The sequence below is a fragment of the Terriglobia bacterium genome, assembly GCA_035712365.1.
Taxonomy (GTDB): Bacteria; Acidobacteriota; Terriglobia; order UBA7540; family UBA7540; genus SCRD01.
In genome coordinates, this window is the sequence record DASTAW010000027.1 from 1 (window position 1) to 25,506 (window position 25,506).

Annotated in this window: 22 protein-coding genes and 2 tRNA genes; 12 read left to right on the forward strand and 12 right to left on the reverse strand. The window is 58.2% G+C overall.

Going from position 1 to position 25,506, the window contains the following annotated elements:
* Positions 1–291 precede the first annotated feature (291 nt).
* The 4 genes from VFQ24_07255 to VFQ24_07270 form a co-directional block, all read right to left on the reverse strand.
* Positions 292–1,554: a cysteine desulfurase-like protein gene (locus VFQ24_07255; protein ID HET9178140.1), complete on the reverse strand. Its 1,263-nt coding sequence runs from the start codon at positions 1,552–1,554 to the stop codon at positions 292–294.
* 134 nt (positions 1,555–1,688) lie between these two features.
* Complete coding sequence (locus VFQ24_07260; GenBank protein ID HET9178141.1) at positions 1,689–2,600, reverse strand: dihydrodipicolinate synthase family protein; 912 nt, start codon at positions 2,598–2,600, stop codon at positions 1,689–1,691.
* Positions 2,601–2,646: 46 nt separating this feature from the next.
* Positions 2,647–3,786 carry a sialidase family protein gene (locus tag VFQ24_07265; GenBank protein ID HET9178142.1) on the reverse strand — a complete coding sequence of 380 codons (1,140 nt, stop codon included), beginning with the start codon at positions 3,784–3,786 and terminating at the stop codon, positions 2,647–2,649.
* A gap of 415 nt (positions 3,787–4,201) precedes the next feature.
* Positions 4,202–5,278, reverse strand: coding sequence for an EamA family transporter (locus VFQ24_07270; GenBank protein ID HET9178143.1), 1,077 nt, complete (start codon positions 5,276–5,278; stop codon positions 4,202–4,204).
* Positions 5,279–5,747: 469 nt separating this feature from the next.
* Here VFQ24_07270 and VFQ24_07275 point away from each other — a divergent pair, with 469 nt between their 5' ends.
* The gene (locus VFQ24_07275; protein HET9178144.1) at positions 5,748–5,900 is read left to right on the forward strand and encodes a hypothetical protein; all 153 of its coding nucleotides are present in this window, start codon (positions 5,748–5,750) and stop codon (positions 5,898–5,900) included.
* Between the two features lie 68 nt (positions 5,901–5,968).
* On the opposite strand, the gene VFQ24_07280 is transcribed toward VFQ24_07275, so the two are convergent.
* Together VFQ24_07280 and VFQ24_07285 are read right to left on the reverse strand one after the other, a co-directional pair.
* Positions 5,969–6,045 (reverse strand) — tRNA-Arg (locus tag VFQ24_07280).
* A gap of 59 nt (positions 6,046–6,104) precedes the next feature.
* Positions 6,105–6,794: a class I SAM-dependent methyltransferase gene (locus VFQ24_07285; protein HET9178145.1), complete on the reverse strand. Its 690-nt coding sequence runs from the start codon at positions 6,792–6,794 to the stop codon at positions 6,105–6,107.
* A 256-nt stretch (positions 6,795–7,050) separates the two neighbouring features.
* On the opposite strand from VFQ24_07285, the gene VFQ24_07290 reads away from it, so the two are divergent.
* Positions 7,051–7,140: transfer RNA gene (locus VFQ24_07290), tRNA-Ser, on the forward strand.
* Positions 7,141–7,338: 198 nt separating this feature from the next.
* Here VFQ24_07290 and VFQ24_07295 read toward each other — a convergent pair.
* Positions 7,339–8,058, reverse strand: a complete 720-nt coding sequence (locus VFQ24_07295) for an RNA polymerase sigma factor (GenBank protein HET9178146.1) — start codon at positions 8,056–8,058, stop codon at positions 7,339–7,341.
* A gap of 135 nt (positions 8,059–8,193) precedes the next feature.
* Here VFQ24_07295 and VFQ24_07300 point away from each other — a divergent pair, with 135 nt between their 5' ends.
* Both VFQ24_07300 and VFQ24_07305 read left to right on the forward strand, forming a co-directional pair.
* The gene (locus VFQ24_07300; GenBank protein ID HET9178147.1) at positions 8,194–8,640 is read left to right on the forward strand and encodes a DoxX family protein; all 447 of its coding nucleotides are present in this window, start codon (positions 8,194–8,196) and stop codon (positions 8,638–8,640) included.
* A gap of 23 nt (positions 8,641–8,663) precedes the next feature.
* The gene (locus tag VFQ24_07305; GenBank protein ID HET9178148.1) at positions 8,664–9,005 is read left to right on the forward strand and encodes a hypothetical protein; all 342 of its coding nucleotides are present in this window, start codon (positions 8,664–8,666) and stop codon (positions 9,003–9,005) included.
* 299 nt (positions 9,006–9,304) lie between these two features.
* Here VFQ24_07305 and VFQ24_07310 read toward each other — a convergent pair whose 3' ends face one another.
* Entirely contained in the window at positions 9,305–10,879 is a 1,575-nt protein-coding gene (locus VFQ24_07310; GenBank protein ID HET9178149.1) for a putative maltokinase, read from the reverse strand.
* 214 nt (positions 10,880–11,093) lie between these two features.
* Positions 11,094–12,260 carry a glycoside hydrolase family 27 protein gene (locus VFQ24_07315; GenBank protein HET9178150.1) on the reverse strand — a complete coding sequence of 389 codons (1,167 nt, stop codon included), beginning with the start codon at positions 12,258–12,260 and terminating at the stop codon, positions 11,094–11,096.
* Positions 12,261–12,731: 471 nt separating this feature from the next.
* Here VFQ24_07315 and VFQ24_07320 point away from each other — a divergent pair, with 471 nt between their 5' ends.
* A complete protein-coding gene (locus VFQ24_07320) occupies positions 12,732–13,958 on the forward strand; it encodes an FAD-dependent oxidoreductase (GenBank protein HET9178151.1) in 1,227 nt (408 codons plus the stop codon).
* A 430-nt stretch (positions 13,959–14,388) separates the two neighbouring features.
* Here VFQ24_07320 and VFQ24_07325 read toward each other — a convergent pair whose 3' ends face one another.
* From VFQ24_07325 to VFQ24_07335, 3 genes are all read right to left on the reverse strand, one after another.
* Positions 14,389–15,576 carry a multiheme c-type cytochrome gene (locus VFQ24_07325; GenBank protein ID HET9178152.1) on the reverse strand — a complete coding sequence of 396 codons (1,188 nt, stop codon included), beginning with the start codon at positions 15,574–15,576 and terminating at the stop codon, positions 14,389–14,391.
* Between the two features lie 476 nt (positions 15,577–16,052).
* Positions 16,053–16,517, reverse strand: a complete 465-nt coding sequence (locus VFQ24_07330) for a hypothetical protein (protein ID HET9178153.1) — start codon at positions 16,515–16,517, stop codon at positions 16,053–16,055.
* A gap of 323 nt (positions 16,518–16,840) precedes the next feature.
* Positions 16,841–18,295, reverse strand: a complete 1,455-nt coding sequence (locus VFQ24_07335; GenBank protein ID HET9178154.1) for an aminotransferase class V-fold PLP-dependent enzyme — start codon at positions 18,293–18,295, stop codon at positions 16,841–16,843.
* A gap of 489 nt (positions 18,296–18,784) precedes the next feature.
* Here VFQ24_07335 and VFQ24_07340 point away from each other — a divergent pair, with 489 nt between their 5' ends.
* From VFQ24_07340 to VFQ24_07370, 7 genes are all read left to right on the forward strand, one after another.
* Entirely contained in the window at positions 18,785–19,294 is a 510-nt protein-coding gene (locus VFQ24_07340) for a nuclear transport factor 2 family protein (GenBank protein ID HET9178155.1), read from the forward strand.
* Between the two features lie 14 nt (positions 19,295–19,308).
* Entirely contained in the window at positions 19,309–19,485 is a 177-nt protein-coding gene (locus VFQ24_07345; protein ID HET9178156.1) for a hypothetical protein, read from the forward strand.
* 119 nt (positions 19,486–19,604) lie between these two features.
* Positions 19,605–20,465 carry a class I SAM-dependent methyltransferase gene (locus tag VFQ24_07350; protein HET9178157.1) on the forward strand — a complete coding sequence of 287 codons (861 nt, stop codon included), beginning with the start codon at positions 19,605–19,607 and terminating at the stop codon, positions 20,463–20,465.
* A 165-nt stretch (positions 20,466–20,630) separates the two neighbouring features.
* The gene (locus VFQ24_07355) at positions 20,631–22,262 is read left to right on the forward strand and encodes a pyrrolo-quinoline quinone (protein ID HET9178158.1); all 1,632 of its coding nucleotides are present in this window, start codon (positions 20,631–20,633) and stop codon (positions 22,260–22,262) included.
* Between the two features lie 161 nt (positions 22,263–22,423).
* Positions 22,424–23,680 (forward strand): SpoIIE family protein phosphatase, encoded by a 1,257-nt coding sequence (locus VFQ24_07360; GenBank protein HET9178159.1) that lies wholly within the window; start codon positions 22,424–22,426, stop codon positions 23,678–23,680.
* A gap of 79 nt (positions 23,681–23,759) precedes the next feature.
* Positions 23,760–24,401 carry a hypothetical protein gene (locus VFQ24_07365; GenBank protein ID HET9178160.1) on the forward strand — a complete coding sequence of 214 codons (642 nt, stop codon included), beginning with the start codon at positions 23,760–23,762 and terminating at the stop codon, positions 24,399–24,401.
* Between the two features lie 299 nt (positions 24,402–24,700).
* A complete protein-coding gene (locus tag VFQ24_07370; GenBank protein ID HET9178161.1) occupies positions 24,701–25,348 on the forward strand; it encodes a helix-turn-helix transcriptional regulator in 648 nt (215 codons plus the stop codon).
* Positions 25,349–25,506 lie beyond the last annotated feature (158 nt).

Below are 25,506 nucleotides of genomic sequence, written 5' to 3' on the forward strand. Positions count from 1 at the left end.
GAATTTTTGCAGTCCCCAAAAAGGCACTTTTCGCGCTGGTTTTGAGGCAAATGGGACAAAAAAACACGTTTTTTGAAAAACGAACCGGAGAGGTTGTTGAAAACAAAGGAAAATTGCCAAAAAACGAACCGGAAACGAACCTAAAACGAAGCGGAGAAGTTGTTGAAAACACGTAGCTGTGGAAAAAACAAACCGGAACGAACCTAAAAACAAAGCTACCGATCTCATTGAAAACATTAGAGAGTCAAAAAAACGAGCCTGACGCAAACCGGCGCACACATCTGCTAATTTTTAGCGCGGTTTCTCTGCGCGGCGCCGGGCGCTCTCCCGCACGCCCTCGATCAAGCGGCTGACTTCATCGCTGGTGGTGTAACAGGCGCAACCAGCACGAACGACACCCTGGCCGGCGCAGCCCAAACCTTCCACCGCCGTGGCGGCATAAAAGTTTCCATGCGAGACAAAGACGCCACGTTTCGCCAGATGTGCGGAAACGTCGGCGGAGGGAACGCCTTGGACGATGAACGACACGGTGGGCGTCCGGCGTTCCGCGGGTGTAGGTGCGAACGGCTTAACGCCGGGGATGTCCGAGAGGCCGTCCCACATTTGCGCCACCAGCGCGTGACCTCGTGCCTCGAGCCCGGCAAGCGCTGCATTCAGCTTCGCTCGTCTGGACGGTCCCGTTGCCAACGAGGCAAGGAAATCCACGGCAGCGGCGGCGCCTGCAATGCCTTCGTGGTTCTGGGTGCCAGTTTCGGCCCTTTCCGGGGCTGTGTCAGGCGCCGGCAGGAGCTTGGGGAAGTCGATTGATTGCAGGAGGTCCTCTCGACCGTAGAGAGCGCCCATGTGCGGACCGTAGAATTTGTAAGCCGAACAGGAAAGAAAATCGCAGCCCCATGCCTTCACGTCGGTAGGAACATGCGGAGTTGAATGCACGCCATCGGCGAAAAGAATCGCGCCGACGCTGTGCGCGATTTCAGCAGCGCGGCGAACGTCATTGATGGTGCCCAGAGCGTTTGAAGCCACTCCGATGGCCAGCACCTTAGTCCGCCGGTTCACCTTGGCTTCCAGGTCCCGCCAGTCGAGCTGGCCGGTCTCTCGCAGCATCTTCACCGAGCGGACCGTTACGCCGCGCTCCTTTGTCAGGGCCTGCCAGGGGTCGATGTTTGCATGGTGGTCCAGCTCGGTCACCACAATTTCATCGCCGGGACCGTAGGCGCGGCCAAGCGCGCGGGAAAAGTGAAACGTCAAGGTGGTCATGTTTGGGCCAAAAACAATTTCCGAGGGGCTGGCATTCAGCAGGTCTGCCATTGCCGCCCGTCCCTTGCGGATGATGGCATCGGTTTCATTGCTGGTGGCGTAGCCCCAGTGGGTGTTGGAGTTGTGATGATAGAGATAGTTGCTGATGGCCTCGACCACGGGGCGGGGGACCTGCGTACCCCCGGGCCCGTCAAAGTAGGCGACGGGGCAGCCGCGTTCGCGGCGCTCGAGCGCGGGAAATTGGGCGCGAATGCTTTCGACGGTTCCAATGTCGGTCTGGTTGGCTGCAGTGCTCATAGTGGCTCCATAGGGTCCGTGCGCAGGAGTGATTTGTCGAGCGCCACATTGCAGCGCCAAGGCTGCGGGGCGAGGCCCGTCAGCCGCTGCCAATCTCACACCTCCGGTTAAATTGTACCGGTCCGCGCCCGAGATCATCGCGCACCAGAAAGTAACGGGCTGAGGCTGCTGTTTTCGATCATGCCGCGCAATCGAGCTTCCTGCGTATTGGTAAGGTTTTCGCGCGGCGCCAGACACGGTCCGCAGTCGAAGCCTTGCCACTTGAGCATGGTCTTCACGGCCGAGAGCATGGGGAATTCGAGCGTGGTCCGGATGAGTTCATTCACCTGGTCCTGGGCGCGGCGGGCTTCGTCCCACTTGCCGCCGAGCGCGCTCTGGTAGATCTGGAGAAAGAGTTCAGGAACGAGATTATAGAATGTTCCGATTCCTCCGCCGGCGCCCATCAGCAGTCCGGCTGCAAACACTTCATCACGGCCGTTGAAAATCACTTTGCCGGACTGGCTGATCTGGTGCAGCTTGTAGAGATCGAAGTCCGTGAACTTCAATCCAATTACGTTGGGAATCTGGCAGAGGTCGAGAAGGTGATCGAGAGTTACTGTCAGCCGGCTTGCTTCCGGATAGTAGTAGACCAGAAGCGGCAGTCTGCTGGCTTGCGCCAATTGCTCGTAGTAGCCGCGCAGTTCGTCGAAGCTGTAGTTTCCGGCCGGGGGCAGACTGCTCACCGCGCCGGCGCCGATGTGCTCCGCCTGACGCGCGAGTTCACTGGCGTCCGCGAGGCGCGCTGCGCCAACATGCACGATAACGGTCCGGCCGCCTGGCGTGCACCGCACAGCCGCTTCCGCCACTTGCCGTCGCATGCTGACGGGCTGCAGGCCGCCTTCGCCGGTCTGGCCGCACACGTAGACGCCGTGGACTCCGGCCTCATACAGCCGCGCCAGAAGCCGTTCAAAGGTTTCAACTGCAAATTCTCCGTTTGCGTTAAACGGAGTGACAACCGCGGGAAAAACTCCGCGGAAACGATGCTTCCACTCTTCACCGGGCGGCATGATGATTTAGTCTTCCAGAGGTCAGGGGTAGTTGATTCATGCTAATTCAGTTGAAATGGTCGGCGCCGTGCGCAAGCCACGTCAGGTTGAAACGTGCAAACTCAATCTCCTCATTGGCGTTTGCTGCGCCCCTTTCGTACAGCAGGCCGATCGTCCCATCGTGCAACACCGCGAGTGATGAATACGCGGAAGGCCCTGCGTAAATCATCCGGGCCACCGGCCACGTTTTCCCTTCGTCGTAGCTCAGGCGGACGGTCATGCGATCGCGCCGGGCGGTATCGGCCGGGTTTGAAAAGAGCAGGCGGTTTCTGCCCGCTTCAGTAGCAAGCGTGTACCGAATCATGCTGGCCTGGCAAATGGGCTCAATCAATGCCAGGTCAAGCCGTACGGGAGACCACGTGAGTCCGCCGTCGTGGCTCAGCGCAATGGCCCGATGCTGCTTGCCCGCATAACTGCGCATGTTCAGCAGCAGGGAGCCATCAGCCAACTGGACCACAGCCGACTCGTTGGTTTCGGGCCCCGCGCTGCCGCCGATCTTCCAGGTTTCGCCATGATCGTCGCTGTAAATCACGTGCGAGTAGAGAGCGCCCGTTCCCGCCAGCTTGTGATCGCAGGGAACCACCAGTCGCCCGTTCTCAAGCTGAATGCCGTTGCCGGGACCCGTGGCATACCAGGTCCAGTTGGATTTCTTCGTCGAGGAGGTGATATCTTGCAGGGCGGCCCAATGCACTCCGTCGTCGCTGCTGTGCGTAATCCACACGGTGCGCGCCCCTTTGGGCGGGCGCTCGTCGATCTCTTTCTCCGTCACGCCCGCGGGGCTCGCCGTCAGCAGCAGCCAGATGACGCCGGTAGTGCGGTCCCTGACCGGCGTGGGATTTCCAACCGTGAAGCCCGGAAAGCGCGCCACCACCTGCGCCTGCATCCAGGCCTTCCCGCCGTACACGCTCCGCCTGAGCACGACAGCGGTGGGCGCGGAATCGCTGGCAGACCCAGAACGTGCCTCGCAGAAAGCCAGAAGAGTACCTTTGCTGGTGACGAGCAACGCAGGAATGCGATGGGCAGCGTAGCCGCCGTCGTTCGCGTGGTAGACGGCAGTCTGCTGGATGAACCGGCGCGCGGCGTCAGCGCGGCCCGGCGTGAACAACCAGGCCGCGGAAACTAAAACCGCGATCGCAATGTTTTGCACAATTGATCGCTGATCGAGACTCGTTCGTTTCCATTTACGGAAGGACGTTCGAGTTCGCAAACCCAAATGCATACAATACCTGCGGAGTCAGGTTCCGTAATACACACACGCTCTGCGCCAGCATGGCAAAAATTCAAGCATCGCATTTTACCACTGCCGGCGCTCAGAATCTGAATCCTGCGGTCGAGGCCGTGCCGGCATGCGGGTGAAAACCGCCCATCGAGGGCCAACGACAAACTTCCGCCCCTTCGTTACGGCGGTCGCGGTGGGCGGCTCTCGTGAGCAAAAAACGCTCCAGCAGAAGTTCGAAAAGCTCCGCCGATTTGCAGGATCCGCGCGCGGCGGATAAAAGTTTTTAGGGCAGCCGACGCCGCTGGCGGTCCAAGGGTCCTGTCGTCCAGACGGAATATTCCTGTTACTCCGGCGCGGTCACGGCGAGCCCGATAGTGAGCGGCTGAGGAGCGTCAGTCGCCCGGTTGTTGTGAAGGCGGGCGTCTGCGGCCGCCGGGTTGATCGGGAGATGAAAGAGTGGGCGCAACCCTGGCATTTCAGAGGCGCTTGGATTGCCGGAGCCGCCTTTCTTACCCCCGCTGAGCCCTACCAGCACCAGACCAGCGACCACCAGGCAAGTAGCAGCACACTTGGAAATAAGCTGCCATTTGTGGAAGTCCTCCTTTAACCACTGTGGCCTGAACTTGGTCAAGAGCAGTGCGCCGAAGAAAATGATCACGTACCGCACGCCAGAGATCGCGTCAACGATAGCGGGATGGGTCAGGCTGACGGCATAATAGATCAGAAGTGATCCCACCCCTGAGATGATCCGGTTCACAAAATACCAGAACCGGCTGCGCGGTCGGCTGTCTCCAGATTCTCTGAAGATTTGTTTCCGCCAGGAAGGCGGAACCAATAATGAGACGGAACCGGCAAACGTGCCCAGAGTGAACCAGACGTACCCGCTGACGAAGTTCGAGTGATTGTAGACTATCTTCTCCAATACATTGACCAGACCCAACGTCCCGGCCGCAAGCGCGACGGGTATCAGCATTTTCTTCAGCGGGTGTTTTTCAGACGCGAACATCATGAACCCACCGGCGCTCATTAAAATGAACCCAAAGAGTTGCCAGCCCGTCATCTGGCTGCTCAACAACGCCAGGGCGATGAGAGCGGTTGCGACAGGCGAAAAGCCTCCGACGATGGCCAGTGCCTCAGAAGCTTCGCCCCGCTTCAGCGCGACGTAGTAAAAGAACACACCGATCAGGTGCAAAATTCCGGCGGTGAATGCGATCCCAATGATCGCAAGCGGAGGAGACTTGTATCCGAATGGAATGAGGGCAAGGCCGAAGACGCTCAAGGACCCCAGCCAGAAGACGTAACTAAAAAGGTTCTTGGTGCCGCGCTTCTTCAGAAGCACCTTGTCCCAGAGTAGAGACACGCCGATCAGAGCGTGCGCCAAAACGGCGATCAAGGCACCGTTTTTAAGCAAATGCAGCAAGAAGTTCTCTCAAGAGGAAAACAGCGTGGTTCCGACTCAAAACCGGCGCTGAGTCAGCTACGGCGCAACGGCATTCGTTGGTTCCTCGAGACGTAGAGGAACATCAGTTGCTACCTTTCTTCCCGGCCTTTTTCTTGTGACTTGCGCTTCTTGTATCGCTCCTTCTTGCGGCGCCACACATAATAACCTGCTCCAACAACGACCGCCATAAGGGCCATGACACCCTTTCGAGGTATTCCAACAATCTGTCAGGGGTGTTCGCAAACAGAAACCCCGCCATGGACATCATAACCCGTGTCGCTACACCGAGAGGGTTGTGAAGGGCAAAGCTTCTCCATTCCCAGCATGCCGGCCCGCGGACCCGCCAACGTGCGCAAGCCGAAAATGTACCGGGCCCGAAAAACGCCGGCCCCACCAGGGCGCACCACTTGTGGGTCGATCCTGCTCGAATGCTACGAGGGGGGACTCCGTGCGCGATTGCCAGTGCGGCGGCGATCGGGGCGGCACATTCGAGACGGTTACTCCGTACGATGAGTTTGTCGTCTTCGTGACGGCGGAAAACTCACCCCAGCCCGCTGCTCCCAGCGGCGAAAAGGTCCTGACAGCAAATGTGTCGAGTTGAATGTGAGTCGATCGAGGACGGTACGCCAACGAGCCGTCTTCGGATGGAATCTTACCGGCCGGGCAAAATGGTACGCCTGGAGGGATTCGAACCCCCGACCTGTTGCTCCGGAGGCAACCGCTCTATCCATCTGAGCTACAGGCGCACTTAAACAGAGTGTAATGTCTTGGCCAGAAGCGGTCAAGGCTTGCGAGGTCTGCTTCGTCAGTCAGCATTGAAGCTTGAACCGCTTAAACCGCTGGCAGACCGTTGCGGATCCAGACAATACGCCACCAGCGTTTCCGGCCAGAAGGTCACGCGAACTTTCTCAATGCGACCCGTCGGAAATAGTTTTCGCAGTCCGCTTGCCGAAAGAAGTCCGAGCTCCTGCGTTTGACCTTTGGGGATGTGGCTGCCTAGCAGGCTGTTGTAGCCGCGCTGCAGGCCTTCCGGCATGAACTGGATGAACGGCAGATGGTAGTGGCTCTCAAACGGATACCAATAGTTTGGCGTTGTGATAAACCAGCTCCTGCCCACCCGCATCACTTCCTGTGCGAACTGCTCTTGCCGGCCCGGTCCCAGGATGTGCTCGACGACGGCATTTGAAAATACGATGTCGAAACTCTTGTCGGGAAAGGGCAGGGAACACCCGTCAAATACCACGTAGGTGGACAGGGGGTAGGCCTGGCGCGCGCTTCTCACTTCGCCAAGGTCGTAGCCGCCGGCAACGATCCGCGACGGGTAGGGATAAACGTCCTCAAAAGTGTATCGGAGGAAAACCTTGCCGCTTGCGCCAATGTCCAGCACGCGCTCTTCCGGACGCGGTTGGAACAGGGTTTCGAAGAGCTGGAACTTCTTCGTCCTGGACTTGTGGCTGAAACTCCTCAGGACCGATTTGAAGTAGGAACTTTCCATGTGCGAATATGCCCGCAGTTTTCGTCGCGCGGGATGGCCTGAAGCGAATCAATCGCGATCAACTATCTTGCAGCAAATTCCGCCACAGCGCAGTATTTTGTTAGGATCCTCCCGCGCTGACAGGCAGGGGAAAATCGCTGGGGAACTTCTTGTCTTGCGGTGATTGGTCCGAAAGCCCTAAAATCACTGGAGCCACAAACTTGCCGGAACGGCCTGCTGGCAATCCTCAAGCAAGTTTGCATTACGGTCTCGACACGGAGAGGTGTCCGAGTGGCTGAAGGAGCACGCTTGGAAAGCGTGTTCACGAGCAATCGTGACGTGGGTTCGAATCCCACCCTCTCCGCCACGTACCGTACGGTACGCGGCTCAACCAAGCGATTGGCGCTGATCGACAAGGAGCCTTCCAGAGTCAGATCCAAATTCAGCCGGCTTTGGGACACAATTATGGGCAGGCGTCTGGGGCGTTTGCCGCGACATATGTCTTCCTTGCCGGAAATTATTGGGAATTGAGATCAATCGGAACGCAGAGGTAGCGCAACCGGCCCTAGGCCTCGAATTTGGATACTTCCGACGACATCAGCGGGCCTTCCCCCAGGCGCTCAAAGACACGCTGCACCATCCTATCGCAGCGAGCACCCATGAAAGGAAACGCATCCGCACGCGCCGCGCCTGCGCGATTATAAAGCTCCCGGCGCAGGAGCACGCGGGCGCGATGCAGTCGGACCTTCACGTTCTCTTCGGTGAGGTTGAGGGCGCTGGCGGTTTCCGCGGTGCTCATTTCCTCGACGTCCCGCAGCATGAGCACCGTGCGGTAGGCTTCAGGCAGAGAGAGGACCGCCGCCTCGAGGAGCCTGCTCATCTCCGCCGTGGAAGCTTGCTGCTCGGGGCTCGCCAAGCGGCTTGTCAATTCGCGACTAGCCTCGCCTTTCAGCATAACCATCTCCTCCAAACCTTCCAACTGTCTTCGCCTCCCGGCCCGGGCTAATGCCTCGTGCACCGCAATTCGGGTCAGCCAGGTTGAAAACGCCGAACGGCCCGCGAACTGGTTCAGGTGCTGATAGGCGCGGACGTATGCGTCCTGCGTAACGTCTTCCGCTTCCGCCTCGTCGCGCAAAATTGCAAGTGCCACCCGAAATAGCCTTTGGTTGTAGCGCCGCATGATGATTTCAAAAAGCGCTGTTTCGCCCTGGAGGACGCGCGCCACAACTTCTTCGTCAGGCCACTTCTCAGCTTTGGCCCTTTCAACTGCTTCTGCCGCCTGCATAATTAGCTCCTCATATCATAGAGCGGCGGGATGGCATTTGGTTACAAAAACAAAGTGCTTTTGGGCTCCACGGAAGAAAAATTCTCCCACGCTGTAACCTCTTGCCGATCGCTCACTCATTACGGTTGGAGGCAAATGATGCGAAAAGGTGCAAAACAGCTAGATCTGGCGTGGCTGGCATTGAGGATCGGGCTGGGGCTTTGTCCGATCATCGCCGGCATCGATAAATATTTCAATCGGCTCGCGGATTGGAGCATGTATCTGAGCCCGCTGGCGACGAAGGTGATACCGGTAACGCCGTCCACATTCATGCACGTTGTAGGCGCGGTCGAAATCGTGGCCGGCTTCCTCGTTCTTAGCCGGTGGACGAAACTCGGCGCCTACCTGGTGATGTTCTGGTTGCTTGGAATTGCTGTGAACCTTCTCACCACCGGCATGTTCTACGATATTGCGGTCCGCGATGTCGAGCTTGCCCTGAGCGCTTTTGTGCTGGCGCAGATGACGAGCGCCCGGGAAGCGGGCGTCTGGGCAGGGACGGCTGCGGCACACGCCCGGCCCGCAGGGAACACGACGAATGTTTGAATAACAAAAACAGGAGGAAAAAAGTGAAGCAGAAAATGTTTGTGATGTTGTTTTTGTCGGTCTTTGCGATTTCCGCAGCGGCATGGGCCGAGCGGTTCAACAACGTGCCTCTGGTGGATGCGAATTGTGCCGTTAAAGTGAAGGCAAACCCTGACGCTCACACTCGCGCCTGTGAACTTCAATGCCAGAAAGCCGGGCTCGGAATCATCACAGCGGACGGGAAGTTTCTGAAATTCGATGCGAAGGGCAATGCCGAAGCTATTCAGCTCCTGAGCAAATCGACTAAAGCCGACCACCTTCGCGTCAACGTCACGGGCAAAGCTGCGGACGGAACTCTCGCGGTCCAGTCGATCAGCATGAAGTAAGGGCAGCTCCTCGCGGGCCGGCGGCAATTCCAGTCTTTGGGTCGGAGGCCGCCGGTTTATTCCATCGGAAACGGTGATCTGCGAGTCGTGACGGGTCCGGATGGTGCGGGTTCATCGGGCGAACGGGGGCCGAAAGTGGCCGGTCTTCATCCATCAGGAGTCGCCCGGACTCGAGCAGGTCAACGTCCCGAACCCAAGGATCTATTCCATGCTGGTCCTTAAACAGTCGACGCGACAGGCTGCTGTAATTCGGGCATTCGAAAGAGTTCCTGCAAAGCGAGCAGTTGTTGAGATTGGCGCTACGCGTGCGCCAGAAGGTTTATGATGCCTTCCAGCGGGATGCGCAACCAGGACGGCCGGTTAGCGAGCTCATAACGGGCCTCGTAAAGAACCCTTTCAAGGATGAAAAGATCAAGCATCCGCCGAAAGGCATCTGGATTGGCAGGATAGGACGGACAGCCCTCGGCGGCTTTTCTGTACCCTTGCATCATCGCCTTCGAGGATGCCTGTAACCAACGGCGCGCGGACTTTTCGAGCTTCGCGAGCTGGTCGGTTTGCCCTGCGTCATATTCAAATAATGCTGACCACGCGGCATAATTGAGGGAGCGCAGCATGCCTGCTACGTCCTTCAGAGGGCTTTGTTTGGCGCGCCGCTGCGCAAAGGAACGTCCGGGTTCGCCTTCAAAATCGATGATGTAAAAATCATCTCCAGTCACCAGGACCTGCCCCAGATGGAGGTCGCCGTGGAAGCGGGTCTTCAACAGGCTTGAATCGGGCTCCGGGTTGAATGACGAAATCAGATCAAAAATGCGATCGCGTTGGGTAAGCAATGCTGACACGCGGCCTTGCAGTTGAGGACTAAGCATTGCGCCGGAGTTCGCGAGCAGTGCGAAAGTGCTTTCAGCCTCGGACCGGATTTCCTGTTTCCGCACCTGAATGTCCGAGGCGCTGATGGGCTCAGGGCCAAACGCCGGATCACTAGTGTCTAATGCAAATGCTTGTTGAAGCTCCCCAATGCGGGTGCCGAGGCGTTCCATCAGCGCGACATATGAATCATTGCGCAACTCATCCGACGCGCTCCCGCCGACTTCTTCAAAGAAGTGCTTCAGGTGATTCAATGTAAAAGACCAGCCGTCCCCGTGGTTTTGAACATAACGCTGGATCACAACAAGGGCCGTCGGCTGCCCGGTGTCATCGAGTTCCTCAATCGAGCCCAGCAGCGGCGGGGTGTTGCGATAGTTGGCGACGTCGGTGAGATAACGCCCCATTTCGAGTTCGGGCTGAACTCCGCGCTCCAGCTTTCTGAAGGCCTTCAGCACCATTTTGTTCGCAACCAGAATGCTGGAGTTGCTTTGCTCAGCGCCGAGCTTCCTGATGTTCCACTCGTCTTCCTGCTCCAATGGGAAGTAGGCGTGGGTGTGGCTAAAACGCAGGCTGCCCCCGGCTCCGTCGATCCTGGGTTTATCTCCAACGGCCCGGACAAGGTCCGCTACGAAAGCGCTTTCTGCCAGCGCGTCACGCAGCGTCCCGTTTCGTGTACCGTCACGGATGCTGGCAAGGACTTCGGGTGACTCCGCGCCTGCTGGTGTGGACGATTGCGAATTCCACACGGCGGCCAGCGGAATGAAGTATTCTTCGGAGCGGCCATCAGCGAGATGGACCCGGAAAATCGTAAGCAGCCATTTGCCCGGACTTCCGGGGAGGGCGAATCTGCTGACTAATTCCACGCGATCAATGTTAGTGCCTTTGGAAGCGAACCATCGCTGCCGGGAAAGGTAGGCCGGCAACACGTGCTGCTCCATCTGCCGGCGCGTTGATCCGCGTTCAAGGCCCTGCCAGTCGTCCGGAAAGTCCAAGGTAAAGGATTCAGACATGTGTTCTGGCGGCGGCGAAAATCCTGCCGGCGCTCGGGCTGGATTTCGCTTTTAGCTGCCTCTTTTATGATTCAACAATTACCACGCGGTTGCAAACGGTTCGACCCGCGGTGGCGCCTGAATACCTGAGGTAAGAGGCTTGGTGATTGGCCGCTGGCTGCGCAAAGCCGGTGTTGTTTTCGGCCGGGCGGAGCGCCCAATGTGAGTGGTGGCGTTATGGCGCGGGCGTCACTTTGATCATGACGGCTCCGTGCTCCGCGACATCCGCCGAATAGCTGCCGTTGAAATTTCCAAGGTCCTTGCGCGCCCACAGGTCACGAACGGTGGCGCGGCCGCCAATGCCAATCTGGCTGAACCTGACAGTAATCTTAATGATCCATTGCTCGCGGTTGAACAGGCCAACCGCTTTGCTGCCGTCGGCCAGGGGTTTCATCCAAATCTCGAGCGGGCCTTCTTCCCACACTCGCTGGCCTTCTACGCCAAGAGGGTCCTGGTCAACGGCAATGACTTCGGGGTTGGTCAGCATGGCGAGCGTTTCCGGAGTCATCTGCGTTAGATCGTTACCGGTGATCAGCGGCGCCGCCAGCAGGCACCACAGACTCATGTGCATGCGGTACTCATCGGGCTTCATGCCGCCGTTGCCGATTTCAAGCATGTCCGGATCGTTCCAATGACCGGGCCCGGCAAACTGCGCAAGGCCTTCCTGTCCGAATCCGATAGCTACCATGCGATTGTAATCGTCCTTGATGTCGCCCGTGGTGCGCCAGAGGTTTGCGCCCGCGGATTGCGCCCAAGTCCACACTTTGCCACGGCCGTGGATGCTGTAAACGATGGGCCGGCCCGTTGCGAGCAGCGCCTGGTGCATCTTCTCAAACGCCGCGGGATATTGATCGGGCTGATAAACGAACCGCGCCGTACACCAGTCATATTTAAGGTAATCAACGCCCCACTGCGCATAGGTTGCGGCGTCCCGCTTCTCGTGCAGATAACTGCCCTCGTAACCGCCGCAAGTCTTGGGGCCGGGCGAAGAATAAATCCCGAGCTTGAGTCCCTTCGAGTGGACGTAGTCGGCAAGGGCCTTCATGTCCGGGAACTTCGAGTTCGGGTGGATCACTCCTTTCGCGTCGCGCTCGCCTTCCCAGCAGTCGTCGATGTTGACGTATTCATACCCAGCGGCTTTCATCCCGCTTGAGACCATCGCGTCCGCCTGGGCGCGCACGATAGCGTCACTCACTTTGCAGGCAAAATGGTTCCAGCTATTCCATCCCATTGGCGGTGTTGGAACGAGGCTTGACTGGGCAAAAACGGCCGGCTGAAAAAAGCTGGACGCCAGCAAGCCAATGAAAGCGAGTGTGATATTGCGGGCCAATCTCTTGCTCATTTTCCTCTCCGGCTGCTTGTTCAGTGGCGAAGGCCTTGGACAACCAGCCGCTAACGATTTGGCGCGGCGTTGTCTATTGATGCCTCACCGGCGCCAGCCCCGCCCGCAAGGTCTCCGCGCGCGGGTAGCGGGGAGAAGCGGCCCTGCCCTGATCCCGCACCATCAGCTTGCCCTCTTTCTCCCACGGTTTGCCGGGAGCCTTTTTCTTTTTTGTTGCACCACACATCGCGACGCCGCATATTATCACAAGGCGGGCCGGGAAGAGGAAAAGAGCAGTGGCTAGTGGATAGTGGATGGTGGCGAATTGGGGAGGGCGAAACAAAGAAAAGCCGCACACATCGCAAGAAACGCGACGTGTGCGCCACCCGCGATGACGCAGATGAAGCTGCTTCCCCCTGAAGACAAGACCCGCAGAGTTAGAGAACAACTCTGCGCCCCCAAACTGCGGCCCAAAGGGGGAATGACGAGCAGATGCTGGACACGATGACAACCGGTTGCTGCATTGTTGGCGGCGGTCCTGCGGGAGCGATGCTCGCTCTACTTCTCGCCCGGCGGGGAGTTCCGGTTACGCTCCTTGAAATGCACAAGGATTTCGACCGCGAGTTTCGTGGCGACACGCTCCATCCAGCAGTTCTTGAGATTCTTGACCAGATCGGTTTGGTCGAACGCATCCATCAGTTGCCGCACTCCAAGGCAACCGGGCCCACGGTGCAATTTCCCTCCGGCGCGTTCCGGCCTTTCGATCTTGCAAGGCTCAAAACGCGGTTTCCTTACATCCTGCTGGTCCCGCAAGTTCGATTTCTGGAGTTCATCACCAGCGAATCCGCAAAGTATCCCTCGTTTCGGCTGGTGATGCAGGCCAACGTTAAAAAGCTTATCGAAGAGGATGGGGTTGTCCTCGGCGTGCAATATCTTGCGCCTGACGGCTGGCATGAGGTACGCGCCCCGCTCACCGTGGGCGCAGACGGCAGATTTTCTCAGGTGCGCCACCTGGCAAAAATTGAGCCTGTCAAGACTTCGCCTCCCATGGACGTGCTCTGGTTCCGGCTTCCCAAGCTGCCACAGGACCTGGATGTTCCGGGCGGAGTGTATGGCGGCATCGGCCGCGGCCGGATTCTGATCGCGCTGGACCGCGCGGATTACTGGCAGGCAGGCCTGGTGTTTCCAAAAGGACAATATTCGCAAGTGCGCGATCATGGCGTGGAGGCGGTCCGAAAAACCATCACAGAAATCGAACCGCGATTAGCCCCGCATGTCGAAACGCTGCGAGACTGGCAGCAGTTTTCGCTGCTATCGGTCGAGGCCAGCCGCTGCCCACAATGGTACAAACCGGGCCTCCTGCTCATAGGCGATGCCGCGCACGTGATGTCTCCGGTGGGGGGCGTCGGCATCAACTACGCCATACAGGATGCAGTGGTGGCCGCAAACGTGTTATGCGGCCCGCTGAAGACGGGACGGGTTGAACCATCCAGTTTGGCGGAAGTGCAGCGCCAGCGCGAATGGCCCACCCGGGTCATCCAGGCCATGCAGGATTATTTTCAGAAGAATTTGATCGCCAACGTGCTCACCTCGCGGCAGCCTGCCCGTCCTCCGTGGCAACTGCGACTGCTGACCGCTATACCGCTCCTGCGAAACCTGCCGGCATATCTGGTTGCATTCGGCGCGCGCCGGGTGCGCCTTCTGGATAACAACGGGTAGCGCAAGAGCTGTTATGCAACTCTGCGGCCGTTGATCTTGAATAAAAGAACCGCATCCCGCAGCGCGGGACCGCACGGCGGGACAACTCTCCGCTACCCGGAGGGTGCCGCATACGTTCCTCTGTTTGGAATGTATGCGGGACCTCGGCCCATGTAGAGCCGGCCTTCAGGCCGGCACGCGTTCGTTGGAAAATTGCCGGGCTAAAGCCTCGGCGCTACAAAAACGCGCTAGGCTTTTGGGGCCTGGCTGAAGAGTCGGGTAGCGCATACGTTCCGCCTTTGGAATGTATGCGCCAGCAGGGGATTCCTGCGACATGATTTGCGATCGGAAAAGAAGGGTCGCATACATCGCAAAGAGCGCGACGTATGCGCCACCCGCGTAGATCGCGAGGATCGCGCCACCCCGCGAAAATCTGATGCGCCAGTGGCCCTCAGGGGTGTATTGATGGCGACGGATTTTCTTCCGGAAACGGCTCACCGGGCTTGGCGACGTGGATGAAATGGTCTGTAAAAACGGTGTGGCCGCCGGGCAATTCACCGCGCGGCATGTGGCACTGGACGCAGTTGCTGGTGCCGACCGGACAGGCTGCGCCGGGGTGTTCACGAGTGAGCGTGGACTCAGGCTGCTGAAGGTGGCATGCCAGGCACTTGGAATCGTAGTAGGAAAGGTCATCGGGGAGGTTCTGATGCGGGTCATGGCAGGCAAGGCAAGTGATTCGTGCATCGTTCGGGTTCCAGCAGCGGCTTAAAACCAGGCGGTAAGCCTGAAAGCGGATTGTCACCACACTCCGCAAGCCCAGGGCATGCACGTCCTGGATGGTACGATGGCAAGAGCCGCAAAATTTGACGGAATCTCCGGGCGAAAGGCGTGCCGGATTAGTAATGAAGAGCTGTCGAAGATCGCCCTTTTTCATTGCCGCCACATGCCGCTCTCCGGGACCATGACAATGTTCGCATGCAACCCCAGGTGTCATCTGTGGGACGTGAAGCTGGCCGTTGCTGACGGCTCCCGTGAAATGGCAGGAAAAGCAGGCCGACGCCCCCTCGGGAGTCATCTCGCGGCCCATGGCCTCTTCAACTGAATCGTGAGGGCCGTGTCGTTGACCTATGGTCAGGTCCAGGCCGTTTATGGAGGCATAGAAGCTGACCCGCGACTCCCAATACCCTCCATTCCGCTCAAAAACATAGGTCTGACCACCCACGCCATCACCCACGGCCAGCAGGAGCGGAACCGAAATCGTGTGATTGCCGTCGCTAACCGAGTAGGTAGCCCGCCCAGCTTGCAATTGGATACGGTAAAAATAAGGCCCGATTCGCACGGACATGTCCGGATTGATGCGAAGGACCTCTGAATCAGAGGCGAGCTTTCCCGCGTGCGCCATGGGAGTGCCCGCCTGTGTTGCGGCTTCAGGGGTATGGCACTCGGCGCAGACCTTTGCTCCTACAAAGCCAGTCGGCTGGTTTGGATGATGCGCCCTGCCGGCAGGCGCGGCCCCTTGCGTCGGGAGCGACATCCCTTGCAGGGACGCGAAGGCAAAGAATGTCGTGGCTTGAACAAGGAGGGCGGCCAGCCGAATCGCCAGGATTCGAAAGCTCGGGCCATGTGGCAACTTCGACATACACGATCTGGCCGCCATCCTTTCGGCTGAAGACATAGTTTCAGGTTGAGGCTGGGGCCAACAGCTCAAGGCCCCGGCCACGCTTAGACGGAACTTCTATTTGAATCCTCAGCCCCCAAATGATTTTACACCTCGCTGCACTGGCAGCCAATGCCACCGGGACAGTAATGGCCGCTGGTTTCTACGATTTCCAAGCGGGACTATTGTGAGGGCTAAGGCCCTCGCGTCGCAAAGCCGCAAACGCCCGCCGAGCACAGGTGGCGCATCCTACGTTCCACTGTTTGGAATCGATGCGTCTTCTCTGAAAACTTCTTGGGCTACCCATGCCGCCGCGTATTATCACAAGACGCGCAGGGCAGCGTTGCTGATTGACTCCGGTGGCTATTTTGGGGGAAGGGCCGTACTGGTGTTGATGCGTATACATCGCAAAGAACGCGACGTGTGCGCGGCCCGCCCGTGCTACATTCTCCGCGAAATCATCTTGCAAATAAATGCGGGACGTACCAACGCGCGTAGGTGGCGAATCCCAAAAGCAGGACCACCCACCAGGTCAGCAGCAAGCTTCGCATCCAGAGCTTGTAACGCGCGATTCTGAGTCTTTCGGGCAAAAGCTTCGCGCCCGCGGACAACAGGATGTACAAGCCAGCGCATTCAACGACGGTCCCGAGCGCCGCATGCGCTGTCGCCAGCGCGTAGTAGGCTTTGCCCAGCTTCAGTGGAATCCTTGGACTCACGTGGCCGCGAAAAGACGGGACCATTACCAGCGCAATGACGGCAGCGTTGAGCAGTACAATCAACGACTGGCACCACGCGTGGGCGCGAAACCTCCGCATGCGGGCGAGAAGCGCACCGGCGATCAGCCCCGCTCCCATGCCGAACTCGAGAAGCAGAACCACGTCGGCGTAGCGCGGAGCTGCGGTTCCAAGGAAGCTTGTGTTCATTGCATTTATCTCCGTGGGGCTGCCACCAGACGGATGCGTCTTCGCTATGTAGACACGTTTTCGGACAAATTTATTCCCGCGTCATAAAGGCTTCAGCCGGTAGCGGAGAGTTTCATGTCCCGGAAATTCTGCGGGGCTTGTCTTTCGGGCAGGCAAAAGCTGCGGAGTTCAAAAACAACCCCGCGCTACACAAACTCTTTTCTGTGGAGCGTACGAATTTCTTAGCCTACGGACATCCGGCGAGGCAATGAGCCCTCACCCGGTCGCCTTGCGCGACCACCTTCTCCCCAAGGGAGAGGGCAATCATTCTTCCCATTGGCGCGCTAAGCTTTTGGGGCCTGGCTGAAGATTTCAACGAGCCGGTCCGCGACGACTTCAGCCTCGCCCTCTTTAAGCTGCCAGACTGCAAAGCCGAAAATGTTCGGGTCGGCGTTTCGCCGGTGGTGCTCGCCGCCTGGGGACTCGCCGCCATTTTCCCAGGCGGTGGGTGCAGGGGTTATTGATTGCGATTGCGGATCCCACATCAGGTTGCCTTCCTGAACGTTGTGCTCGGTGTTGTCTTCCGGCCAGCGCCCGGACATGCCGCCCGCGCCGGCATGCGAGGCGCCGATGGCGAGCGGTCGAGTAGCAGCCAGTTGCTCCATCAGCTCCTGGCCGGTGATCTTGACCCTGGCCGGGTCAATTCGCCAGCTATAGTAAGGGGTGACATTCCCAAGGCCGTTGGGGTCAAATCGTCGCGGCAGTTCGGTTACTCCAAACTTCTTCAGCGCCCTGGTGATGAGCTGCGCGTCACGGTCGTAGCCGGCGATCGTCTTGTTGTAGTCCTGATTGACGAAAAGTTCCAGAGCTTTCAGGAAGGCGAAGATTTCCTCTTTGCCAACCTTGCAGGGACGCCCAATCGTGTCCTCATTGGGGCTCATGTTTAGCAGCGCATAGTGGATCAATTGTTCCTTGCCGATCAGCAGGCCGGTGGCCTGCGGTCCCTTGATGTCCTTGCCGCCGCTGAAGGCGACAAAGTCCCAGCCTTCCTGCGGCATGGTCCACAGCCGCTCGATGGGCGGCACGTCGGCAGCAGCGTCATTGAAGGCGTAAATGTTGCGCGCACGCGCAATTTCAAGGATTTCCTTACCGGAGACTTTTCCTCGGTCTTCATTGATGTGCAGGAAATGGATGGCCAATGTTTTCGGATTGATGGCGTTGATCATCTCGTCTTTGGTTTCCACTTCCACCAGTGTCGCTCCGGTTTGGCGGACCTGGTGGTCAAACGGATTGCGATGGGCTTTCTGAATGATCACCTGGGTCTTCGGAAACCCGGTCACGTTGGGACACTGCCTGATGCGCGGTGTCAAATCTTCCGTCATCATGCCGGCGTATGCCACCATGATGCCAGCGGCCGCGCCGCTGGTTACCAGGCCCGTATAGCCGGCGGGCCACTTGCAGAGCTTCGCCATCCACTTGCCGGCAGCCACTTCCAGGTCATTAATGCTGGTGCAGTGCTCGTTGCCCTGCCGGTAGAGCTCCATGGCCTCGGCGGGGATTACCGATCCGCCAATGACGGTGAGCGTGCCGTTGATGTTGACCAGCGGCGTTACGCCGAGCTCGCCCCAGACGTCACCGGTGGAACCGAGCCCGCTCTTGATGGGAACAACCGGATGACCGCTTGCGGATGACTTGGACTTGCCGAATGACATTCCCGACGGCGCAAGCAGCCCTCCGCTGGTGACGGCAAGCGCGGATAGAAATGAACGCCGGTTCGATTTCGACTTAAAGTTGATCACTGATTCCTCCCGTTTTGATGGCTTCCTTTGGACCTTCTAACTCGCTGACCGGCTGGCGCATACGTTCCGCCGCTAGGAATGTATGCCGCATGCCGGCATTTGCTTCTGTAGCGCCGGCCTTCAGGCGGGCGCCGTGTGGTTCAGAAGACTGCCGGGCTAAAGGTCGGCGCTACAACTGCGTGACCCAGACCCTGCTCACGTCATTTCGGTCCCGCAAAGCGGGAGAAGAATCTGCTTCTCTTCGGGCGTCGCAGCCTGCGCGGGAAATCCCTTGCACAACCCCTTGCGAGGCCGCATATTATCAGGATTAGTGGTGAGTGGATAGTGATTAGTGGACAGCGGGAGTGGTAGGGGGCAGAAACAAGAAGGGCCGCATACATCGCAAATGCCGCGGTCCCGCAGCGCGGGACGGCGCCCGGCACCAGCCTCGGGCAGGGAAGTCGCTGTAGTTAGATTGGCCAACAAACTTAGAAATTCGAAAGGAGAGCTATGAAGAGATTATCGGTTGCCTTCATGATGTTTGCGTTGTCGATGACATGCGGGGTCCTGGTTGCGCAGCAGGCCCCGGCTGGAGGGGCAGGAGGCAGGCATATGCGACACGCGATGACTCCGCCGGCGACAGGCCCAATGCTCAACCTTGCCAACCAACTTGCCGACGCGATTAACAAGCAGGACGCCGCCTCACTCGAAAAGTTGCTGGCGCCGAACGCTGTCTACCTCGACGAGGACGGACACGCTCCGCCGGCGCGCGCGTGGGTGCGCAAGCTAACAACGGGCACCGCTGCGAAGCACATCGAAATTTCAGAAACTCATGGCCAGACGTGGGACGACTCGGGATGGGTGTCGTTTAATTACACCCTCACCGAACAGTACCAGGGCCAACCCAAAACTCTGAAAGGTACGGCAAGCATCGTTGCCGAAAAGGCGGCATCCGGCGACTGGCAAATCAAACTGATTCACGGAGCCTTGGACCAAAAGGTCGCCGGCATTACGCAATAGGAGGAGGGTAACGCATGCGTTCCGCGGTTTGGAATGTATGCGCCAGCAGTGGATTCCTGCAGCATCATGCGCTGTCGGAAAAGAAGGGTCGCATACATCGCAAAGAGCGCGACGTATGCGCCACCCGCGCCATCATCAGCAACGCCGCATATTATCACAAGCCGGGCAGGGCAGAGATGGGCCGGACGTGAATCGCGCACGTGGCAACGACGGTGATGCATGCGCCTTCCACGGTCCATCTTCGGCGCTTGCTCTACTATGGAAGGCAGGAGGGTGCTAAATTAGAGAGAAGGCACGTGAGGGCGCAGCAATGGGTATCGATATACACGCACTATATTTTCTGCGGAGCGTCAAAAATAAAAAACCGTTGGGCGACACCATTACCATCGGTCGTCAAAGGCTCGACGTTGTCGAATCCACGGTCAGGAAACTGGTCGGCACAAAGCCGTCCTACAAAAATCAGCCCTACTGTGAAGATTTGCTCACAGAATATTTCGGCGCTACGAAAGTGGATTCACTTGACAACTCAACTTTTGAAAACGCGACCCACGTTCACGATATGAATGAGCCGTTGCCGAAGAGCCTTTATGAAAAATATGACACCGTGATTGACGGCGGCAGCCTGGAGCACGTTTACAACGTGCCGCAAGCGTTAAAGAACTGTTCGCACCTTTTAAAGCCGGGCGGCCAGATTATGCATTTTTCGCCGGCGAACAATTTCTGCGGGCACGGATTCTGGCAGGTCTCACCGGAGCTGTTTTTTTCGCTCTATTCGGCGAAAAACGGCTACCGCGAAACGGAAGTCCTGATCGCAGACTTATCCGATACAACAAGATGGTACAGGGTGAAAGAACCCAGGGACGGGAAGCGGGTGGTTGTCTATTCGCTGACTCGGCTGAATGTGCTGGTGCGGACCGTGCTGGACAGGGCGGATTTTTCGCATTCACAGGTTCAGCAGAGCGACTATGTCTATGAATGGGGAAATTCTTTGCCCACAGCATCAAAGCCGGATTTGGAATCACCCGGCTTGAAACAGAAACTGAAGAAAATACCGCTCCTATATCCCCTTTTGGCTCCAATCTATCATCATTACTTGTGCTCAAAAGCAAAGACCGGCTTGAACGGCAGAAATCCGGGGCTGACTGTGATTGACCTCAGGTGCTGCCTCTAATCATTTACTGAGGATTGCAAAATATCGTGACAACGCTCACTTGTAGCGCCGCCGTCCCGGCGTGCACTTCTCATGGCCGGCAAGATGCCGGCGCTACGGAAGTCCGTCACTCTATATGGGCGCCACGACTGCCGCCAGCCCGCGATTGGGGAGTCTATCGAAACGATGGAAACGATTGCAAGAACACGCCTGAAAGCTATTAAAGCGGCGTTGGTTGTCTTCGTGGCTGTCGCGGCCGTTGTGGGAATCGTGACGACCGCGGCGGCGCAGGATGTTCTGACCTGGCATAGCGACAATGCGCGGACGGGGCAGAATCTCAATGAAAAAATCCTGACCTTACAAAACGTCAACCCCAGGACCTTCGGCAAGCTGTTCGTAATTCATGTCGATGGCAAAGTGGATGCCGAACCGCTCTACGTCAGCGGAATCGAAATTCCTCAGCACGGAAAGCAGAACGTGCTCTACGTGGCCACCGAGCACGACAGCCTTTACGCATTCAACGCCGATACGGGAAACGCTCTCTGGCATGTCCGATTGCTCAAAGCTGGAGAATCGCCGTCAGACGATCGCAGTTGCGGTCAGGTGGTCCCGGAAATCGGCGTCACCTCGACGCCAGTGATCGACCTTCACCGCGGCCCTCACGGAACGATTTACGCGGTGGCGATGAGCAAGGACCAGCAGGGAAATTATTTTCAAAGGCTTCATGCGCTGGATCTCCAGAATGGCAGGGAAGAATTCGGCGGGCCGGTGGATATTCACGCGACGTTTCCGGGCAAGGGCGCCGTCAGCCATAACGGCACGGACGTTTTCGATCCGAAACAATATGAAGAGCGGGCGGCCCTGCTGCTTTCGGGTGGAGTGCTCTATACCAGTTGGGCGTCACATTGTGATATCGATCCTTACAACGGCTGGGTGATTGGCTACGACGCCCAAACATTGAAGCAGGAAGGCGCGCTCGATTTTACCCCAAACGGTGAAAAGGGTTCGGTGTGGCAGAGCGGCGCAGGGCCGGCTGCCGACCCGCAGGGCTACATCTACCTGCTGGCGGCGAATGGAAGTTTCGATACGACCCTCGACGCCAGAGGATTTCCGTCGCGAGGCGATTTCGGCAACTCTTTCTTGAAGATCGCGGCGAGCGGCGGCAGGCTTTCTGTGGCGGATTACTTCACCATGTACAACGTCGAGGCTGAAAACTCTCGCGACGATGACCTGGGTTCTGGCGGGCCGCTGGTGCTGCCTCCCATGAAGGATGCTTCCGGAAAAATCTGGCATCTGGTGGTGGGAGCGGGAAAAGACCTGAGCATTTACATCGCGAACCGCGACGACATGGGGAAATTTAATCCCAAGGGCAACCAGCAAATCTATCAGGAAGTGCCTCATGCCATGAAGCACGGCTTTTCGCGCCCCATTCCGGCGTATTTTGATGGCCGCCTCTACTACGCGTCAACCGATGACGCGCTCCGCGAATACCGGTTTCAGAAAGCCCGGCTGATCGCCAAACCCGTCTCTGAAACCAGCATGGCGTTTAACTACCCGGGTGCAGCGCCCAGCATCTCCGCGGATGGCGCGCGAAACGGCATCGTCTGGGCAACGGAAAATAAAGATCCCGCGGTGCTGCACGCGTTCGATGCCAACAACCTGGCGCGCGAATTGTACAGCAGCAACGCGGCCCCATCGGGAAGGGACCATTTTGGCGCTGGAAACAAGTTCATCACTCCCATGATCGCCAACGGAAAAGTCTATGTGGGAACGACTAACGGAGTGGGAGTCTTTGGCCTGCTGAAACGGGGGCAGTAAGCCGGAAGCGGAAAGCTCAGTGCTCGTGCCAGAGATGTGCCGCCGCAGCCTTCGCACACCTCGCAGGATCGCGATACAGGTATTCGGCATTGACGTGATTCGGAATGTAATTAGGCGCGCGTTGAATGGTTTTGGGTCCATGAGTTATATATAATTTGCTGGTGGGCAGACATCCCTCGGAGCACCAGACGCACCGCTGCAGTTTTTCGCCCGGCCGGCGTGATCCATATCTGCGCCTGAACACCGTCACGGTTTTCGTTCGAGACCAGGAGCAAAGTCTTCGATTCTATCTGGACCAGCTTGGATTCAGTCTGGCTTTCGATGTCCGGCTTCCGTCCGGCGACCGCTGGTTAACGGTGTCTCCGCCCGACGGCACGGGCATGATTTCGCTGGCGGCCCCGGCGCCTGACGGGGAGAACGACAAGCTGATCGGCCGCGCCACTCACATTTCTTTCTTCACAGATGATTTCTCCGCCAAATACGAGGAGTGGCTCGCGCGGGGCGTGCGCCTGCACGGCGCTTGCACTGGGCAGGATGACGGCGTAATCTCCGCGACCGTTGAGGATTTGGATGGCAACTCGTTTACGCTCCTTGCCTTTGACGCGATGAATAGGGAACTCGAATCGCAGCGTCGTGCGCACGATGAGCAGCAGGAAAGGGAACAACGGTCCGCCCTGGAATTGGAGATGGCCAGGCAGACACAGGCGAGGCTGTTGCCTCAAACCCCGCCAGCCCTCAGAACTCTCGACTGCCACGGCGGCTGCTTCCAGGCGCGCGAGGTCGGCGGCGACTACTACGATTTTCTCGAACTCGGCCGCGAGCGGACAGGGTTGGTGATCGGCGATGTGGCAGGGAAGGGAACGGCCGCCGCGCTGCTCATGGCCAATCTGCAAGCCCATCTGCGCAATCTTTCCTCGACGTACTGGTACCGTCCCTACACACCGATGGCGCTTGAGCAGCCAGGGCGCCTCCTGCAGGCGGTCAATCGGCTCATGTATGAAAATACGTCCGAGGGCGCGTACTCCACGCTCTTCTTTGCGGAATTTGACGACAGCACCCGGCGGGTGCGATATGCCAACTGCGGTCATCCGCCCGCGCTTGTGCTGCGAAGCGACAATCGCGTCGAGCGCCTCGATTCCACCAGCACCGTGCTGGGCCTGTTCAGGGGCTGGGATTGCGCCATTGGGGAGTGCCAGCTCCTCAAGGGTGACACGCTTGCGCTCTACACCGACGGCGTCACCGAATCGATGAATGATGCCGGAGAACAGTTTGGCACGCGGCGCCTGGCCGAAGCCTTGTGGCAAAATCGAGATCTGCCGCCGCCAGACTTGCTGTCCTCACTTGTGGATGAGGTTCGGCGCTTCAGCCCTCGAGAACAAAAAGACGACATCACAGTGATCGTCGCCAGATGTCGATGAACGCGGCGTCGCCCGGCAGTGGGGAACCCAGAGCTATCGAAGTATGCTTTCGGCCGTCGGGGCAGGGCAAATTGCAAAAATGATGAAGATGGTGACCTTTCCTCGATGTGTTTGTTTTGCTCTCCTCCTCGCATCATTCTGTGGCTGGGCGGTTGCCGACGATCACCCGGCAGTTACGTTCACCAAAATAAAGGTTAACGTCCCCGCCGAGAATGCGTACATCATCCGATTTCATGTGGACCAGCCGTCCCCCGCTTCCTCGTACGAAACCGGAAACCTCCACATCCTTTACAGTGACAAGACGGAGATCATCCAAACGCTGCTTCCGAAGGAGAAGAGCACCGAAAAGAACGTCATCTACAACCAGGAAGGTATCGACGAAGTCAAACTTGCGCCTGACAAGAGAACCATCGGGTGGGAAGAGACTTTTGACAATTGCTGCACCTCTTACTCCGTCCCGCTTGTCCTGGCCGTTTATCGCTCCGGCGGCGCCATCCTGCGTATCCAGCCAGGGCAGATGCTTTGGTACTGGACGTTCCGCGACGGTGGGAAGCGCGTCGCGGCGGTGTGGGGCGCAACGCACGGGCCTGAAGTTGGCGATTATCAGCTTTATGACGTCGAAACAGGCCACCTGGTTTCGGAGGTCTTTGGCGATCCGGCAACGCAGTCCCTCAGCGCCGATGCCCCGGAATGGGCAAAAGAGGTTGATCGCCAGAGGTAATCCCCTCCAGGAACCAAGCCCCCTTGGCAGCGTCCACGAGCTTGTCGTCGCGCACTCCGAATAACTCCTAAGGATATTGCTGAGTCTGTGCGCCAGGAGATCTCCAAGTCCATCAGAAAAACCCTGAGCGAGGGCAGCCGCATTTCTCAGGCTTTGGAGCTTTCAGGGATTTTGCCCCGTCTGTTTCAGGTGTTTCCCGCACTAGTTTGCGGATTCTTCTCGGATTGACCTGGCCACCGGATGGGTCCACACTGGCCATAAATCTTACAGTACGCCTCGGGGGCGGTTGGGGGTAGACCATGGCTACTTCGCGCATGGAAGTGCAGACGGAATTATTTACGGGGACAGTGGATGGTTTGACGAACGCCCACGTCAGAAGGCAAATCCAGCGGCTTCGGCGATTAAAGGGTTGGACACAACACGACCTGGAGCAGGCTGCGGGAATGTCCCCCAATTCGATCGACGGACTGGAGTCGGGGCTCCGGCGCATCAACGTGGACACCCTGCAACGGATCATGGAGGCCCTGGAGTCCGACATCACGGACGTGTGGCCCGCTGTTAATCGCGGAGACAGCGTACTCAGAAGCGGGCAGGCCAGTGACCCGCTCAGTTTCTCACGCTTGACTGAGATACACTCGCTTACCGGCGCCGAGGCTTCCTGCATGTTCTCGAGCGAGGACTACCTCGATATGGCCGGTGCAGCCGCCGAAGCGATGGCAGAACCCGCGCTTCGCACCCTTTGCGCAATCAATCTGTATGACGAGGAGAGAGAGCGTCTGTGCCGCGAGGTGCTTGGAGGGACCGACACGGACCCCTGGGTCACCTATCGTCACTCGGAGAACGGTTGCAGTTTATATTTGTGTCTCAAGAATCCCCACCTGGAGTTCTGGGCTGAAGGCTTTGTCGAACGCTGCCTTTCCGCCTGGCTCTCCACGCCTCCCATGTGAGCTACTTTTCCTCTGCGTTGCGGCGCCTTTGATGGAGTGCGTGACCAACCGGACTGAAGCCTGCCGTTTCTAATCAAAGCAAAGCGGGCCCGTAATCTCTTTAATGTACAACTGTAACTTCTGCATTGCATTGACACTCTCCAACAGTCCAACTACGC

Coding starts and splice junctions, on each gene's coding strand:
- VFQ24_07255 (HET9178140.1), bottom strand. CDS start 1,554: ATGAGCACTGCAGCCAACCAGACCGACATTGGAACCGTCGAAAGCATT.
- VFQ24_07260 (HET9178141.1), bottom strand. CDS start 2,600: ATGCCGCCCGGTGAAGAGTGGAAGCATCGTTTCCGCGGAGTTTTTCCC.
- VFQ24_07285 (HET9178145.1), bottom strand. CDS start 6,794: ATGGAAAGTTCCTACTTCAAATCGGTCCTGAGGAGTTTCAGCCACAAG.
- VFQ24_07295 (HET9178146.1), bottom strand. CDS start 8,058: ATGCAGGCGGCAGAAGCAGTTGAAAGGGCCAAAGCTGAGAAGTGGCCT.
- VFQ24_07300 (HET9178147.1), top strand. CDS start 8,194: ATGATGCGAAAAGGTGCAAAACAGCTAGATCTGGCGTGGCTGGCATTG.
- VFQ24_07310 (HET9178149.1), bottom strand. CDS start 10,879: ATGTCTGAATCCTTTACCTTGGACTTTCCGGACGACTGGCAGGGCCTT.
- VFQ24_07315 (HET9178150.1), bottom strand. CDS start 12,260: ATGAGCAAGAGATTGGCCCGCAATATCACACTCGCTTTCATTGGCTTG.
- VFQ24_07320 (HET9178151.1), top strand. CDS start 12,732: ATGCTGGACACGATGACAACCGGTTGCTGCATTGTTGGCGGCGGTCCT.
- VFQ24_07325 (HET9178152.1), bottom strand. CDS start 15,576: ATGTCGAAGTTGCCACATGGCCCGAGCTTTCGAATCCTGGCGATTCGG.
- VFQ24_07330 (HET9178153.1), bottom strand. CDS start 16,517: ATGAACACAAGCTTCCTTGGAACCGCAGCTCCGCGCTACGCCGACGTG.
- VFQ24_07340 (HET9178155.1), top strand. CDS start 18,785: ATGAAGAGATTATCGGTTGCCTTCATGATGTTTGCGTTGTCGATGACA.
- VFQ24_07345 (HET9178156.1), top strand. CDS start 19,309: ATGCGTTCCGCGGTTTGGAATGTATGCGCCAGCAGTGGATTCCTGCAG.
- VFQ24_07350 (HET9178157.1), top strand. CDS start 19,605: ATGGGTATCGATATACACGCACTATATTTTCTGCGGAGCGTCAAAAAT.
- VFQ24_07355 (HET9178158.1), top strand. CDS start 20,631: ATGGAAACGATTGCAAGAACACGCCTGAAAGCTATTAAAGCGGCGTTG.
- VFQ24_07365 (HET9178160.1), top strand. CDS start 23,760: ATGATGAAGATGGTGACCTTTCCTCGATGTGTTTGTTTTGCTCTCCTC.
- VFQ24_07370 (HET9178161.1), top strand. CDS start 24,701: ATGGCTACTTCGCGCATGGAAGTGCAGACGGAATTATTTACGGGGACA.